The following is a 13,554-nucleotide window of genomic DNA, read 5'->3' on the forward strand; positions in this document are numbered from 1 at the left end:
GTTTGCGGCAACCGCTGGTACAGGTGAAGCACCCTTTGTTGCTCTTTGCCTCTCTGCCTCTATGCTCCTATGCCGCCCTGCCTCTATAGCGCTTCCAGCGGCTTCAACTGCTGCAGCAACGTTGGAATCAATTCGCTGACAGTGGGATGGATGTGCATCGCACGGGTGATGGCCGTGTAAGGCTGGTCGGCGGCCATGATGTCGACCAGTGCGTGAACCACTTCGTCGCCGTTGAGCCCGAGGATGGCGGCGCCCAGCAGGCGCTTCGTGTCTGCGTCGACGAGGGCCTTGATGAACCCCTGCGTCTCGCCGGCTTCGCGGGCGCGGCCTACGCGCTGCATGGGCATGCGCGCCAGCAGCGCCGCCCGCCCGCTGGCGCGCACTTCGCGCTCTGTCAGGCCCACGCGGCCGAGCGCGGGGTCGATGAAGAGCGCATAGCACGGGATCCGGTCGCTCACGCGGCGCGGGTCGCCATCAAACAGGTTGGCGGCGACGATCTCGTAATCGTTCCAGGACGTGTGGGTAAACGCGCCCCGGCCATTGCAGTCACCCATGGCCCACACCCCTTCGGCACTGGTGCGAAGCTGATCGTCAACGATGATGTAGCCGCGTTCATCGAGCTGGATACCCGCGGCGTCCAGCCCCATGCCGTCTGTATTGGGGCGCCTGCCGACGGCCAGCAGCACATGGCTGGCAATGAGGGCGGGCGACTCCGTTGCGCACACGGTGCCGACCAAAATTCCGCGCCCTTCCCGCGCCAGCGACAGGCACTCCGCCTCCAGCTGGAACCCGATGCCCTCTGCCTCCAGGATGGCACGAATGCCATCCGACACATCCTCGTCCTCGCGGGACAGCAACTTGGCCGAACGCTCCACCACGGTGACCCGGGCCCCAAAACGCCGCATCATTTGCGCAAATTCGAGGCCGATATAGCTGCCGCCGACAATGACCAGATGTTCCGGCACTTCGGTCAGCTCCATGATTGACGCGTTGTCCAGATACGGGACGTCATGGACACCCGCCAGCTCCGGAACGGAAGGCCGGCCGCCCACATTGAGGAATATCCGCGGGGCCGCCAGCGTGCGCTCGCCGACCTTGACAGTGCGCGGCCCCACAAATGCTGCATCGCCCTGAATCACCTCGGCATTTTTCAGGCCCTGCATCCACTGGTAGACACCGTTGCGCGACTTCAGGACGATCTCGTCTTTTCGTGACTTGACGCGCGGCATGTTGACCTGGATATCGCCGGCGGAAAATCCGAACTCGGCGCCACGCCTGGCCATGTGGATCGCCCGCGCACTGGCTACCAGTGTTTTGGTGGGTATGCAGCCGTCATTGACGCAGGTGCCGCCGAAATGGGCGCGCTCGATCACCGCCGTGCGCAAGCCTTCCTTGGCGCAACGCTCTGCCAAAGCAGGCCCCGCCTGCCCGGCGCCTATGACGATGGCATCGAAAGATTCGACTTGCATGAGCTTCTCCGGTTTCCGTGGATGGGCACGGACACAAGCACAAGGGAGGCGCCCGGATGCAATGCCCCGGGAGTGCCCTATGGCAGGTTCATGACCACCCAACCAACAGTATCCGCCTCTGTGAATCCTCTGTGAATGATAGTGAGCCTTCTTCGTGCTGACTACAGCTTGACTACGGCTTGACTACAGTTGGCAATCACTGTCAGGACCGACCGAACCCGGCAATTGACCATAACGCCCAGACCCACAGATACTCGGGGGCAGGAGTGCAGCCTGACGCTGCCTGCCTGTCACATGCCTTTATTTGCCACAACGGTATTCCTGTCGGCCTTCCTGCTGTTCCAGATCCAGCCCATCGTGGGCAAGATGATCCTGCCCTGGTTTGGCGGATCATCATCGGTCTGGAGCACCTGCATCGTCTTTTTCCAGGCTGAGCTGCTGCTGGGTTACGCGTATGTGCACTGGCTGCACGAGAAGCTGCCCGGGCGGCGGCAGGCGCTGGTGCATGCGGGCTTGCTGCTGCTGAGTCTGGTCACGTTGCCCGTGGTGGCCGATCCGGCCTGGAAGGGCACGGCGCTGGCCCATCCGGGCCTGAGCGTGCTGGCGGTGCTGGCCACGGCAGTGGGGGCGCCGTACCTGTTGCTGTCAACCACCGGGCCGCTGATGCAGGCCTGGTACGCCCGCTCGCATTCGGCGTCGCTCACCACGGCACGGCCGTACCGGCTGTATGCGCTGTCGAACCTGGCCTCGATGCTGGGCCTGCTGTCCTACCCGGTGCTGATCGAACCGCTGTTGCCCGTCGGGGCACAGCTCCAGTCGTGGTCGGCTGCCTATGCCATGTTTGTCGTGGCCTGCGTGGCCACCGCGGCGCTGGCATGGCACCGCATGGCGCCGCCAGCCATCGCCCACCCGGCCCCGCTGGCAACGACGCCGCCGCCGGGGTGGCGGGAATGCCTGCTGTGGGTCGGCCTGTCGGCCACGCCTTCCATCCTGCTGCTGGCCATGACGCGCCACCTGACGCAGGATGTGGCGCCGGTGCCCTTCCTGTGGGTGCTGCCGCTGAGCATCTACTTGCTGAGCTTCATCCTGTGCTTCGATGCACCGCGCTACTACGTGCGGCCGGTGTTTCTGGCCGCGCTGCCGCTGGCATTGCTGGCGATGGACCGCGTGCTCGACAACGGCATGGACGTTCCGCTCCTGGTCGGGCTGCTTTGCGCCTGCCTGTTCATCTTCTGCATGGTCTGCCATGGTGAGCTGGTCAGGCGCAAGCCGCCGGTGCGGCACCTGACGCTGTTCTACCTGATGCTTTCGGTGGGCGGGGCGCTGGGTGGCCTGCTGGTCGGCCTGGTGGCACCCGCGATTTTCACCGCCTACTTCGAGTTGCCGCTGGGCCTGTTCCTGTGCGCAGCCCTGGTGGTGACGGTGCTCTGGCGCGAACTGCGTCCCGTCTGGCGCGGGCTGCTGCTGGTGGCGCTGCTGGGCTATGGCTGGCGGCTCGGCGACATTTCGCAGGAGTACGTTCAGGGCTACCGGCGGGTGGTGCGCAACTTCTACAGCCAGCTGCGCGTGCAGGACAACACCGATGCCGCGCTCGGGCCGCAGCGCACCATGCTGCATGGCCGCATCAACCACGGAGAGCAATACACCGCGCTGGCGCACCGGCGCCAGCCGACGGCCTACTACTGCGAGAAGTCAGGCATTGGCCGGGCCATCCGCGCCCTGCCGCAGGCGCAGCCGCTCAAGCTCGGGGTGGTCGGACTCGGCGCCGGCACGCTGTCGGTTTATGGGCGTGCGGGCGACGAGATGCGCATCTACGAAATCAACGAGCAGGTGCTCGACCTCGCCCGCAGCGAGTTCAGCTACCTGGCCGACACCCCCGCACGCATCGTGCCGGTGCTCGGCGACGGGCGACTGATGCTGGAGCGTGAATCACCGCAGCAGTTCGACCTGCTGGCCATGGATGCTTTTTCAGGCGACTCGATCCCGACGCACCTGCTGACCCTCGAAGCAATCCAGACCTACCTGGGCCATTTGAAGCCCGAGGGGCTGCTGGCCATCCACATCACCAACCATTACCTGGACCTGCGGCCGGTGATGGCGGCCGCAGCGCAGCACTTCGGCAAAGCCGCGCTGCTCTATGAGCTGGAGCCGGCGGACAACGATGCCTATTGCCGCCATTCGATCTGGGTGCTGTTCATGCCCCCGGAAAGCGCGGCCAGCCTGCCGGCCGGACTGCAGGGTGGTGAACGGCTGGTATCCCGTCCCGGTTTCGCCCCCTGGACCGACAGCTTTTCAAACCTGCTCGGGATTCTGAAATAAGCCAAAGCCCTGCCTGCGGCCTCGGCCAGAAGCAGCGGCCACGACGAAGCTCCCTGGAAAACACATGGCCATACACGCCCCCGGCGGCGCCATCAACCCGCACGTCGATCACCATGTGTCCGCCACTCAGCAACGTATTGCCGCGCTGAGCATCACCGCGGCAACGCTTTTCAGGGCAAGCCGGCGAGCAGCTTGCGCATTTCGGTAACCGTGAATCCGCGCAGCGTCTGCGTGCGGACGTTCCCCAGGCTGGCGGTTTGCAGGCTCAAGGCCATGAGAGCGTCTTCGGGGCCCTCGGTAACCAGTACCAGGTCGTAAGCGCCCAGTGTCCAGTGAACACTTTTCACCGTGATGCCTTTGCTTTCGGCCACAGTCTTGAAAGCCTCGAAGCGGTCTGGTGAACCCTTGATCGTGCGGGCGCCCTGGTCAGTGAAATTCATCAATGTGATGTATGCAGGCATTGCCGTTCTCCTTGCTGTATTGAATGCGTGGATAAACCGGCGGTCGCTTGGGTATTGCCGATGCGCCGAGGAAGACCGCCATTGCCCCGGCCTCAGAGTACAAACCCTTTGCCAACCAAAACTATAGCCCCCGCATTCGGAAAATCAAGGGACGCGAGGGCCATTTTTTCGCGCTTTTTTTTGGGGCGGCCCGCGCGCAGTCAAAGCCTCCCACGGCCCACTTTTCACTTCGCACTGATCGCGTTTTTCGCACTTTCCTTTTTTTGTAACCCGGAAACACCCGGAAACACCATATACAGCCCTCCTCAGTGATTGACGGACCGGGTCAACAGGGATCAGAATCAAAAAGTCCGCCCTTTTCGGGGTTCGCAGGGATGAAACAACAAGTCCGCTTTTGCACCAGTGCCGACGGCACGCGCATTGCATATGCCATGAGCGGCAATGGGCCACCGTTGCTGATGTCGACCACGTGGCTGACACACCTTGAATACCAGCACCGCAGCAGCCTTGCCTGGCGCCCCTGGCTCGATGCCCTGTCGCAGCACTACACCCTGATTCGCTACGACCCGCGCGGCTGCGGCATGTCGGATCGGGCGGTGGCCGACCTCTCGTTCGAGAGCTGGATGATGGACTTGGAGGCGGTCGTTGCAGCGTCGGGCTATCAGCGATTTGCCCTGCTGGGGGTGTGTTGGGGCGGGCCGCTTGCGATGACGTATGCGGCACTGCATCCGCAGCGGATCAGCAAACTGGTTCTTTATGGAACGTATGCCCGGGGCAGGCTCCGGCGAACCGGCTCTCCACAGGAAATCGAAAAAGCCAGATTGCTGCTGGAGCTGACGCAATTGGGGTGGGCCCAGGAAAACCACGCATTCCTGCAGGTGTGGGCCACCGCATTCCAGCCCGGCGGCACGATGGAGCACTTGCGTTCGTGGTGTGAAATGCAGCGCATCAGCACCTCGGCGGAAATGGCGGTGGCGCTGAGCCGTGTGTCTTTCGACGTGGATGTCAGCGCCATGGTGCCCCGGATTGCATGCCCGACGCTCGTGATTCATGCGGATCGGGATGCGGTGGTTCCGATCGAGGAGGGGCGGATTGTTGCCTCGCTGATTGCCGACGCACGCTTCGTTCAGCTCGATAGCGTCAACCATATGCTGCTGCCGGCAGAGCCCGCCTGGGCGCGGTTTCTCTCGGAGCTCCGCGGCTTCCTGCCCGAGGGCATCAACGACCGGAGCGCCTCCGGCGAACAGGTACGTCTGGCCTTACTCACCGCGCGTGAGAACGACGTGCTCAACGCATTGGCGCAAGGCCAGAGCAACGCGCAGATTGCCGATGGACTTGGCCGCTCCGAGAAGACCGTGCGCAATCACATCACGCGCATCTTTGACAAGCTGTCGGTGCAGACCCGTGCGCAAGCGATTGTGCTGGCGCGCGAGGCCGGGTTTGGCCGGGAGCGCGCCATGTCTTGAGGCGCTGAACCGGGACGGGTGTCCCGGTTGCGGTGTTTTTTTGAGGGGGCTTGGGACCAGGGACTCTAGGAGGTGCACTCCGCGCCGCCCATAGTGGGTGTACTGAAGTTCATTGCCGAACAGGATGAGGATGGATCCGGATCGGCGGATGTTCTCCAGTATTTGTTCAACTTTTCAAGGAAACCATCATGCCTAAATATGTCATTGAACGCGAAATTCCGAAAGCAGGAATGCTGCCCCCAAGCGAGTTGAAGGCCATCTCAAGAAAGTCATGCGACGCCCTGGAGAGCATGGGCCCCCAAATCCAGTGGGTCCAAAGCTACGTCACCGGTGACAAGATCTACTGCGTCTATATCTCGCCCGATGAGGACACCATACGCAAGCACGCGACCCTGGGCGGCTTCCCCGTCAACAGCATCGCCCGCGTACAGACGATCATCGATCCGACAACGGCCGAGTAGCGATCGCCGGCCTTCCCAGCGTTGTACCCGAAGGCCGGAGGTTTCCGGTGCAGCCGGCTGCCTCTGGCCTGCCTGACGTCGCCCTGCCCCCCCGGCAAGCCCGTCAGCGTGCCCGCCTGCGCCAATCAAGCCTTGGGCAGCGTCACCCCATGCTGGCCCTGGTACTTGCCGCCGCGGTCCTTGTAGCTGGTCTCGCACACTTCGTCGCTCTCGAAGAACAGGACTTGCGCGCAGCCTTCGCCCGCGTAAATCTTGGCGGGCAGCGGTGTGGTGTTGGAGAATTCCAGCGTCACATAGCCTTCCCACTCGGGCTCAAACGGCGTGACGTTGACGATGATGCCGCAGCGGGCGTAAGTGCTTTTGCCCAGGCAGATGGTCAGCACGTTGCGCGGGATGCGGAAATACTCCAGCGTGCGGGCCAGCGCAAAGCTGTTGGGCGGGATGATGCAGCTGTCGCCGTGGAAGTCGACAAAACTTTTTTCATCGAAGTTTTTCGGGTCCACCACCGTGCTGTGGATGTTGGTGAACACCTTGAATTCGGGGGCGCAGCGAATATCGTAGCCGTAGCTGGAGGTGCCGTAGCTGATGATCTTCTTGCCGTCGGCCTCGCGGATCTGGCCAGGCTCGAAGGGCTCGATCATGCCGGTGCTTTCTGCCATCCGGCGTATCCATTTGTCGCTTTTGATGCTCATTGGGGAAATTCCTTGGGTTGGCTAGATTGTAGGCAAGCCATGGCCGGCGCCGGCCAGCGCAAGTTACCCATGAATTGGACGGTTTGCCCAGCCTGCTTTTCATGGCACGGGCAGGGAGCCGATTTGGCTCCTCAAAACCAGCCGGTCAGGCTGATTCCGCCTGTGAAATCACGGTTTTCTCGATCAGCCGGTCATCGCCCAGCACGATCAGGGAAAAGAGCAGCTCGTCCAGGCTGCCGGCCTGGCCGGTCTTGCGGGCCAGCAGCGGCGTGGCCTGGGGGTTGAGCACCACAAAGTCGGCCTCGCAGCCGGGCAGCAGGTTGCCCACCACGCCCTGCAGGCCCAGCGCCCGGGCCGCACCGGCGGTGTGTTGCCACCACAGGTGCTGGGGCGGGAGCGACACGCCGGCTTTGGTCTGCCCCTCGCGCCCCACGTAATACGCCGCCAGCATGGTGTGAAAGGGGCTGAAACTGGTGCCACCGCCCACATCGCTGGCCAGGCCATACAGAAAGCCTGCGCGGTCGGCGCCGACATGGTCAAAAAAGCCGCTGCCGAGGAAGAGATTGCTGGTCGGGCTCACCGCTGCGGCGGTGCCGGTGCTGCGCATCAGGGCGCGGTCCTCGTCGTCGAGGTGAATGCAGTGCGCATAGACGGCGCGCGGCCTGAGCAGGCCGAAGTCCTCGTACACGCTCAGGTAGCTGCGCGCCTGGGGATAGAGCTGGCGCACCCAGGCGACTTCGTCCCTGTTTTCCGCCACGTGCGACTGAATCCACACATCCGGGTATTGCGCGGCCAGTTCGCCGGCGCCGCGCAGCTGGGCCTCGCTGCAACTGGGCACGAAGCGCGGCGTGATGGCGTAGCCCAGCCGGTCCACGCCATGCCATTTTTCAATCAGCGCCTCGGTATCGATCAGGCTTTGCCGGGTCTCGTCCCGCACGCCATCGGGCGCATTCTGGTCCATCAGCACCTTGCCGGCGATCATGCGCAGGCTGTGCCGTTGCGCTTCACCCAGCAGCGCGTTGACCGATGCAGGGTGCGAGGTGGCAAAGGCCAGCGCCGTCGTCACGCCGTGGCGCAGCAGTTCCGCGATGAAAAAAGTCGCCGCTTCCGCACTGTATTCGGGCGCCGAGAAGCGTTTTTCATGCGGAAAGGTGTAGTTCTCCAGCCAGGGCAGCAGGCCCTCGGCGGGCGAGCCGATCACGTCGATCTGAGGATAGTGGATGTGCATGTCCACAAAGCCCGGCGCAATGATGCGGCCCGGCAGGTGTTCGACCTGCAGGCCGGGGTACTGGCTCTGTGCCTGGGAGGCGAGTTGCTGGTAGCTGCCAATGGCCTGCACCACTTGTCGGCCCGCTGCGTCAGGGCCCACCACGAGCAGACCATCCTGCTCGAATGCGGCCCGGCCCGGCTGGCTGTCGGGGGCGGCAAAGTACAGAAGGCTGGCGCGGTAGGCTTTCATGCCCGCAAGGTTACCGCAGCGCGGCCCGCGGTGCATATGCCGCGCCGGATGAGCACTATCTGGCCGGCGCCCCGGGTGCCCCTGGATTCCCACGCAGCGTGCAGCTGTCGCCGACCGACTCGCGCCAGACGCGAACCGCCGCCAGTGACGGCAGGGCCGGCGCCAGCTGGCGCCAGATAAAGGCACACAGGTTTTCCAGGGTGGCCGGGCCCAGGCCCGCGATGTCGTCGAGCATGTGGTGATCCAGCTGGGGGCGCAACTGCTCGATGGCCCGGCGTACCAGCCCCAGGTCCACCACCATGCCGGTCCGCGCGTCGGGCTGACCGGAGAGCGTGACCTCTGCGTTGTAGGTATGCCCATGCACGCGGCGGCTGCTGTCGGCCTCGACCTCGCGCTTGAGCGTGTGGGCCGCATCAAAAAAGAACTTCTGGCTGATTTCGTAGCTCATCGTATGCCCGTGATCTTGTGGGTCTGCAGGCTCAGCCGCCAGGCGGGCCGCTGCATGCACAGGGAAATGCAGGCCTGGGTGTTGTCGGCGCGCCGGGCGTTGTCCATGGGCTGCAGAAAGCGGTGCGTGAAGCGGGCCGCCTCCAGCTCGGACAGCTCAAAGCCGGCCTGCGGCCACACCACCTTGAGCTCCTGGCCTTCCCGCTGTATCCACGGGGCGCCGGCCTTGGGGCTGACGCAAATCCAGTCAATGCCGGCAGGCGCGGCAATCGTGCCGTTGGTCTCCACCGCGATCTGAAAGCCACGCGCATGCAGGGCTGCGATCAGTGCCGCATCGACCTGCAGCAGCGGCTCACCGCCGGTCATGACCACCAGGCGGTGTTCGCGGTCATCCGCCGGCCACTGGGCCTCGATCTGGCGCGCCAGCGCATCGGCGTCGGCAAACTTGCCGCCCAGCGTGCCGTCGGTGCCGACAAAATCGGTGTCGCAAAACTGGCAGACGGCGGTGGCGCGGTCCTGCTCGCGGCCGGACCAGAGGTTGCAGCCGGCAAAGCGGCAAAACACAGCCGGGCGTCCGGCGTTGGCGCCTTCGCCCTGCAGGGTGTAGAAAATCTCTTTGACCTGGTAGCTCATGCGGCCCTCCGGAACACGGGAGGGGGCGGCAGGGAGCAAGGGCGAGAAATGGAAGAAATGGGAGAAATAAAGCTGGCGGCCACGCGCGTCGACATGACAGTGGCTGCGAGGTTTTTATACATGGTAGTCCTCTACATGGCCCCGGAAACATCAGAAACAACAAACACCAGCACGCCGGGACAGCATGCTGGCAAGCTGTGATTTTAACGCGTCAAGCCGGACAGCGCCTTGTCAGCCGGTAAAGCCCGCCTCGGCAGGGGAATGGGCACCAGCGCCGGCACCCCGCAGGCGCCGCCGTCGCCGTCGTCCTGGTGCTCGCTCGACCCGGGGCCGGGTTCACGCCGGCCGGGGGTAGGCCCGGGTCATCCAGCCGTAGATGGCCGCGCCGGCCAGCAGCGTGGCGGCCGCAATTTCCAGCGACAGCGTGAAGCCTTGACCCGCGCTGCGGGTGTGCCTGAGCAGCACGGCCACCAGTGGCGGCCCCAGGATTTGTCCCACACCGTAGGTAGCCGTGAGCAGGCCCATGAAACTAGCCGCGGTGACGGGGCGCAGACGGCGTACCTCCTGCATCGCGAAGAAAGTGATCGCCGTGAACGGCAGGCCGAGCAGCAGGCTGCCGCCGGCAAAACCGGCCAGGCTGGGACTCCAGATACTGGCTGCAATGCCAAGTGCCTGCGTGACATAGCAGCCCGCCAGCAAGAGACGAAAGTCGATGCGGGGCGAAATGCGCGTGGCCAGCAGCGCACCCACCATCACCCCCAGCCCGAAGATGGGCCAGAACAGGTCCAGCCATGCCGATCCCGGCAGCGCGGTGCGGGCAATCACCGGCAAAAACGTGGCGGTGATGATGTAGCCAAAGCCCGCCAGCCCGTAGGCCAGCGCCAACAGCATCATCTCACCCCGGCCGTGCCGGACCGACGAGTCGCCGGATGGGCCGATCGCGCGCGCACCGAGTGCCACCAGACGCTCGTCGCCCCCTCGCAGGACGCGCCATACCATGGCCGCCAGCCCAAAAGCCAGCACGCCAAAAATGGCCCATCCGGTAGCAGCCGTCCAGTCCCAGGCCACCATGCCGCTGGCGAACAGGCCGCTCACCACAATGCCCGCGCCCGGGCCGACGTAAATCAGGCCCCCCAGCGCCGGCGTGCCGAGCCGGGCCAGCCGCGACAGGCACCAGCCCGAGGTGAACACAAACACCACTGCGCTGGTCATGCCGGCGGCGAAGCGCAGCACCGGCCAAGCCGCAGGCTGCTGCCAGGCCATGGCCAGGGTCAGCGCACCGGTGGCCAGCAGCCCGGTGCGCACCAGGGACACATAGGCCAGCGACGGCAAGCCCTGGAACCGGGCCCACAGCCAGGGCTGCAGCGTGCACAACAAGGCGCCCAGCATGTAGCCGAAGTAGTTGGCGCTGGCGAGCCAGCTGGCCGATGGCAGATCGACGACGCCGTCGTTCAGCATCATGGGCAGCAGCGGCGTGAAGGCAAAGCGTCCTATGCCCATGGCCACGGCCAGCGACACCAGCCCGGCCAGGGCGATGGCCCTGGGGCCAGGCAATGCAGGCGTCCGCTGCGGCTGCGGATCCGGCATCAATGCCATGCCCGGAAATTCATCATCGACAGCATCAACGACACCTCTCGCCGGGCCGGCGCAGCGACCCGCTCATTGAAAGGTTTCAAAGGTTTCGTCCAGACCTTGGATAAGGGCCTGTCGGTCAGGTGCGTCGATGAAACTGGCCTCGAAGCTGTTGCGCGCCAGTGTGTAGGCGTGCCCTGCATTCAAGTCCACCGCGGCAAAGGTTTGCGTGAAGTTGTCATTCATGTAGCCACCAAAATAAGCCGGGTCATCCGAGTTGATGGTGGCCACCAGCCCCGCATCCAGCAACGTGCGAAGGTTGTGGCTGGCCAGGTCGGGAAACACGCACAGCTTGAGATTGGACAAGGGGCACACCGTGAGCGGAATGCGGTCCTGGGCCAGGCGCCGCATCAGGGCCGCGTCCTTGCTGGACTGCACGCCATGGTCGACCCGCTCCACCTTGAGCAAGTCCAGGGCCGTCCAGACATAGGCGGGCGGCCCTTCTTCACCGGCGTGCGCGACCAGGTGAAAACCCAGCTCACGGCAACGGGCAAACACGCGGGCAAACTTTTCAGGCGGGTTGCCCACCTCGCCGGAGTCCAGCCCGACACCGATGAATTTGTCGCGGTAAGGCAGTGCCTGCTCCAGCGTTTCAAACGCCTCCTCTTCGCTGAGGTGGCGCAGGAAACACAGGATCAGCGTGGCGCTGATACCGAGTTCGGCACCGGCATCGACGCAGGCGCGGTGCAGGCCATTGATGACGGTCTCCATGCCGACGCCGCGCGCCGTGTGCGTCTGCGGGTCGAAGAACAGCTCGGCATGGACCACGTTGTCCTGTGCCGCCCGCAGCAGGTAGGCGCGCGCCATGTCGTAGAAGTCCTGCTCTTTCAGCAGCACACTGGCGCCGGCGTAATAGATGTCGAGAAAGCTCTGCAGGTTGGTGAAGGCGTAGGCGCTGCGCAGCTCGTCCACGCTGCGGTACGGAATCGCCACGCCATTGCGCTGCGCCAGCGCAAAAATCAGCTCGGGCTCCAGCGAGCCCTCGATGTGGATGTGCAGCTCGGCCTTGGGCATTTTCCGGAGCAGCTCGGGCAGGCGGTCGGCGGCAATGGGTTTAAGCAGTTTCATGACAATTCCCTGAACGAAAAAGCTGCCCGAGGGCAGCTATGGCATCACGTTTTTGCTCCTTCCCCCGCTGGGGGAAGGCTGGGATGGGGGCAGCTGGCGGTACACAGAGCACTTGCAATAGATGCGCCGCCGGCCCTCACCCCAACCCTCTCCCAGGGGGAGAGGGAGTGAAGAGGCCCTCACCCCTGCTCTTTCCCGGAGGGAGAGGGAGTAAAAACTCAGTTACCGGGAACCTTGCCTTCCACGCCCTTGACGTAGGTCTTCAGGCCACCCAGGAACTTGTCGTCGGCCACCACGTCCTTGCCCAGCAATTCCTTGCCAGTGTTGTCCATGATGGGGCCCTTCCAGATGGCAAAGCTGCCGTCCTTGAGGCCGGCCTTGATTTCGTCGATGCGCTTTTTGGTTTCGGCGGGCACGTCCTCGGCGATGGACACCATGTCGATGGCGCCTTCCTTCACGCCCCACCAGATCTTGTCCGGCGAAGTCTGCCACTTGCCTTCCAGCGCGTCGCGGGTGGCCTTGATGTAGTACGGACCCCAGTTGATGACGGCGGAACCGAGGTGGGCCTTGGGGCCGTAGGCCGTCATGTCGGAATCCCAGCCGAAAGCGCGCTTGCCTTTTTCCTGGGCGGTCTTGAGCACGGCGGGCGAGTCGGTGTTCTGGAACAGCACGTCTGCGCCGCCGTTGATCAGGGACGTCGCGGCCTCGGTTTCCTTGCCGGGGTTGAACCACTCGTTGACCCAGACCACCTTGGTCTTGATCTTGGGGTTGGAGCTCTGTGCGCCGAGCGTGAAGCTGTTGATGTTGCGCACCACTTCGGGAATCGGCACCGAGCCGACCACGCCCAGCGTGTTGGATTTGGTCATCTTGCCGGCGATCACGCCGGCCATGTAGGCGCCTTCGTAGGTGCGGCTGTCATAGGTGCGCATGTTCTCGGCGGTTTTGTAGCCGGTGGCATGCTCGAACTTGACGCCCTTGTTGTCGGCCGCCACCTTGAGCATGGACTCCATGTAGCCGAAGGTGGTGCCAAAGATCAGCTTGTTGCCTTCACCTGCGAGGTCGCGGATCACGCGCTCGGCATCGGCCGACTCGGGAACGCTTTCCACAAACTTGGTGACCACCTTGTCGCCGAATTCCTTTTCGACCGCCTTGCGGCCGTTGTCGTGCGCAAAAGACCAGCCGCCGTCGCCCACCGGCCCCACATAGGCAAACGCGATTTTCAGCGGCTCGGCCTTGGCCGGCGCTGGTGCCGAAGCCGCGGGGGCGGGCGCAGGTGCGGGTACAGGCTCATCCTTCTTGCCGCAACCTGCCAGGGCCATGGCTGCCACTGCGGATGTCGCAGCCAGTTGGAGCAAGGAACGTTTTTTCAGGTCAGTCATGTCGTCTCCTGTAGCGACGGGTTTGCAAAAAAAGGCCATTATGAGCCCGGAAATTGATCCCAGAAATG

General features: G+C 64.1%; 13 protein-coding genes. 4 read left to right on the top strand and 9 right to left on the bottom strand.

Annotated elements, in window-relative coordinates; translation table 11 throughout:
* Positions 1 to 83: 83 nt before the first annotated feature.
* The gene (locus AC1DS5_RS09125; RefSeq protein ID WP_477717927.1) at positions 84 to 1,469 is read right to left on the bottom strand and encodes an FAD-containing oxidoreductase; all 1,386 of its coding nucleotides are present in this window, start codon (positions 1,467 to 1,469) and stop codon (positions 84 to 86) included.
* A gap of 294 nt (positions 1,470 to 1,763) precedes the next feature.
* On the opposite strand from AC1DS5_RS09125, the gene AC1DS5_RS09130 reads away from it, so the two are divergent.
* Positions 1,764 to 3,788 carry a spermidine synthase gene (locus AC1DS5_RS09130; protein WP_477717928.1) on the top strand — a complete coding sequence of 675 codons (2,025 nt, stop codon included), beginning with the start codon at positions 1,764 to 1,766 and terminating at the stop codon, positions 3,786 to 3,788.
* Positions 3,789 to 3,958: 170 nt separating this feature from the next.
* Here AC1DS5_RS09130 and AC1DS5_RS09135 read toward each other — a convergent pair whose 3' ends face one another.
* Positions 3,959 to 4,249, bottom strand: coding sequence for a GYD domain-containing protein (locus tag AC1DS5_RS09135; RefSeq protein WP_477717929.1), 291 nt, complete (start codon positions 4,247 to 4,249; stop codon positions 3,959 to 3,961).
* A gap of 374 nt (positions 4,250 to 4,623) precedes the next feature.
* Here AC1DS5_RS09135 and AC1DS5_RS09140 point away from each other — a divergent pair, with 374 nt between their 5' ends.
* Together AC1DS5_RS09140 and AC1DS5_RS09145 are read left to right on the top strand one after the other, a co-directional pair.
* Positions 4,624 to 5,715: an alpha/beta fold hydrolase gene (locus tag AC1DS5_RS09140; protein ID WP_477717930.1), complete on the top strand. Its 1,092-nt coding sequence runs from the start codon at positions 4,624 to 4,626 to the stop codon at positions 5,713 to 5,715.
* Between the two features lie 188 nt (positions 5,716 to 5,903).
* On the top strand, positions 5,904 to 6,176 hold the full coding sequence (locus AC1DS5_RS09145) for a DUF4242 domain-containing protein (RefSeq protein WP_477717931.1): 273 nt from the start codon (positions 5,904 to 5,906) through the stop codon (positions 6,174 to 6,176).
* A gap of 125 nt (positions 6,177 to 6,301) precedes the next feature.
* On the opposite strand, the gene dcd is transcribed toward AC1DS5_RS09145, so the two are convergent.
* The 4 genes from dcd to queE all read right to left on the bottom strand — a co-directional run bounded on the left by dcd (position 6,302) and on the right by queE (position 9,407).
* Positions 6,302 to 6,868, bottom strand: a complete 567-nt coding sequence (gene dcd, locus AC1DS5_RS09150; RefSeq protein WP_305634601.1) for a dCTP deaminase — start codon at positions 6,866 to 6,868, stop codon at positions 6,302 to 6,304.
* Between the two features lie 145 nt (positions 6,869 to 7,013).
* Positions 7,014 to 8,327, bottom strand: coding sequence for a guanine deaminase (gene guaD / locus AC1DS5_RS09155; protein ID WP_477717932.1), 1,314 nt, complete (start codon positions 8,325 to 8,327; stop codon positions 7,014 to 7,016).
* 55 nt (positions 8,328 to 8,382) lie between these two features.
* Positions 8,383 to 8,775, bottom strand: coding sequence for a 6-pyruvoyl trahydropterin synthase family protein (locus AC1DS5_RS09160; RefSeq protein WP_477717933.1), 393 nt, complete (start codon positions 8,773 to 8,775; stop codon positions 8,383 to 8,385).
* Entirely contained in the window at positions 8,772 to 9,407 is a 636-nt protein-coding gene (gene queE, locus AC1DS5_RS09165) for a 7-carboxy-7-deazaguanine synthase (RefSeq protein ID WP_477717934.1), read from the bottom strand. Before queE ends, AC1DS5_RS09160 begins: the two co-directional genes overlap by 4 nt.
* A gap of 48 nt (positions 9,408 to 9,455) precedes the next feature.
* On the opposite strand from queE, the gene AC1DS5_RS09170 reads away from it, so the two are divergent.
* Entirely contained in the window at positions 9,456 to 9,608 is a 153-nt protein-coding gene (locus tag AC1DS5_RS09170) for a hypothetical protein (protein ID WP_477717935.1), read from the top strand.
* 135 nt (positions 9,609 to 9,743) lie between these two features.
* Here AC1DS5_RS09170 and AC1DS5_RS09175 read toward each other — a convergent pair whose 3' ends face one another.
* From AC1DS5_RS09175 to AC1DS5_RS09185, 3 genes are all read right to left on the bottom strand, one after another.
* Positions 9,744 to 11,003, bottom strand: coding sequence for a YbfB/YjiJ family MFS transporter (locus AC1DS5_RS09175; RefSeq protein ID WP_477717936.1), 1,260 nt, complete (start codon positions 11,001 to 11,003; stop codon positions 9,744 to 9,746).
* A 63-nt stretch (positions 11,004 to 11,066) separates the two neighbouring features.
* Entirely contained in the window at positions 11,067 to 12,107 is a 1,041-nt protein-coding gene (locus AC1DS5_RS09180) for an adenosine deaminase (protein WP_477717937.1), read from the bottom strand.
* A gap of 218 nt (positions 12,108 to 12,325) precedes the next feature.
* Positions 12,326 to 13,486, bottom strand: coding sequence for a BMP family ABC transporter substrate-binding protein (locus AC1DS5_RS09185; protein WP_477717938.1), 1,161 nt, complete (start codon positions 13,484 to 13,486; stop codon positions 12,326 to 12,328).
* Between the last annotated feature and the right edge of the window lie 68 nt (positions 13,487 to 13,554).

Source organism: Polaromonas sp. P4_H1 (assembly GCF_056400945.1).

What these genes read in the sequence shown, in the direction of transcription:
- AC1DS5_RS09125 (WP_477717927.1), bottom strand. Translation starts at nt 1,469, where the DNA reads ATGCAAGTCGAATCTTTCGATGCCATCGTCATAGGCGCCGGGCAGGCG.
- AC1DS5_RS09130 (WP_477717928.1), top strand. Translation starts at nt 1,764, where the DNA reads ATGCCTTTATTTGCCACAACGGTATTCCTGTCGGCCTTCCTGCTGTTC.
- AC1DS5_RS09135 (WP_477717929.1), bottom strand. Translation starts at nt 4,249, where the DNA reads ATGCCTGCATACATCACATTGATGAATTTCACTGACCAGGGCGCCCGC.
- AC1DS5_RS09140 (WP_477717930.1), top strand. Translation starts at nt 4,624, where the DNA reads ATGAAACAACAAGTCCGCTTTTGCACCAGTGCCGACGGCACGCGCATT.
- AC1DS5_RS09145 (WP_477717931.1), top strand. Translation starts at nt 5,904, where the DNA reads ATGCCTAAATATGTCATTGAACGCGAAATTCCGAAAGCAGGAATGCTG.
- dcd (WP_305634601.1), bottom strand. Translation starts at nt 6,868, where the DNA reads ATGAGCATCAAAAGCGACAAATGGATACGCCGGATGGCAGAAAGCACC.
- guaD (WP_477717932.1), bottom strand. Translation starts at nt 8,327, where the DNA reads ATGAAAGCCTACCGCGCCAGCCTTCTGTACTTTGCCGCCCCCGACAGC.
- AC1DS5_RS09160 (WP_477717933.1), bottom strand. Translation starts at nt 8,775, where the DNA reads ATGAGCTACGAAATCAGCCAGAAGTTCTTTTTTGATGCGGCCCACACG.
- queE (WP_477717934.1), bottom strand. Translation starts at nt 9,407, where the DNA reads ATGAGCTACCAGGTCAAAGAGATTTTCTACACCCTGCAGGGCGAAGGC.
- AC1DS5_RS09170 (WP_477717935.1), top strand. Translation starts at nt 9,456, where the DNA reads ATGGAAGAAATGGGAGAAATAAAGCTGGCGGCCACGCGCGTCGACATG.
- AC1DS5_RS09175 (WP_477717936.1), bottom strand. Translation starts at nt 11,003, where the DNA reads ATGGCATTGATGCCGGATCCGCAGCCGCAGCGGACGCCTGCATTGCCT.
- AC1DS5_RS09180 (WP_477717937.1), bottom strand. Translation starts at nt 12,107, where the DNA reads ATGAAACTGCTTAAACCCATTGCCGCCGACCGCCTGCCCGAGCTGCTC.
- AC1DS5_RS09185 (WP_477717938.1), bottom strand. Translation starts at nt 13,486, where the DNA reads ATGACTGACCTGAAAAAACGTTCCTTGCTCCAACTGGCTGCGACATCC.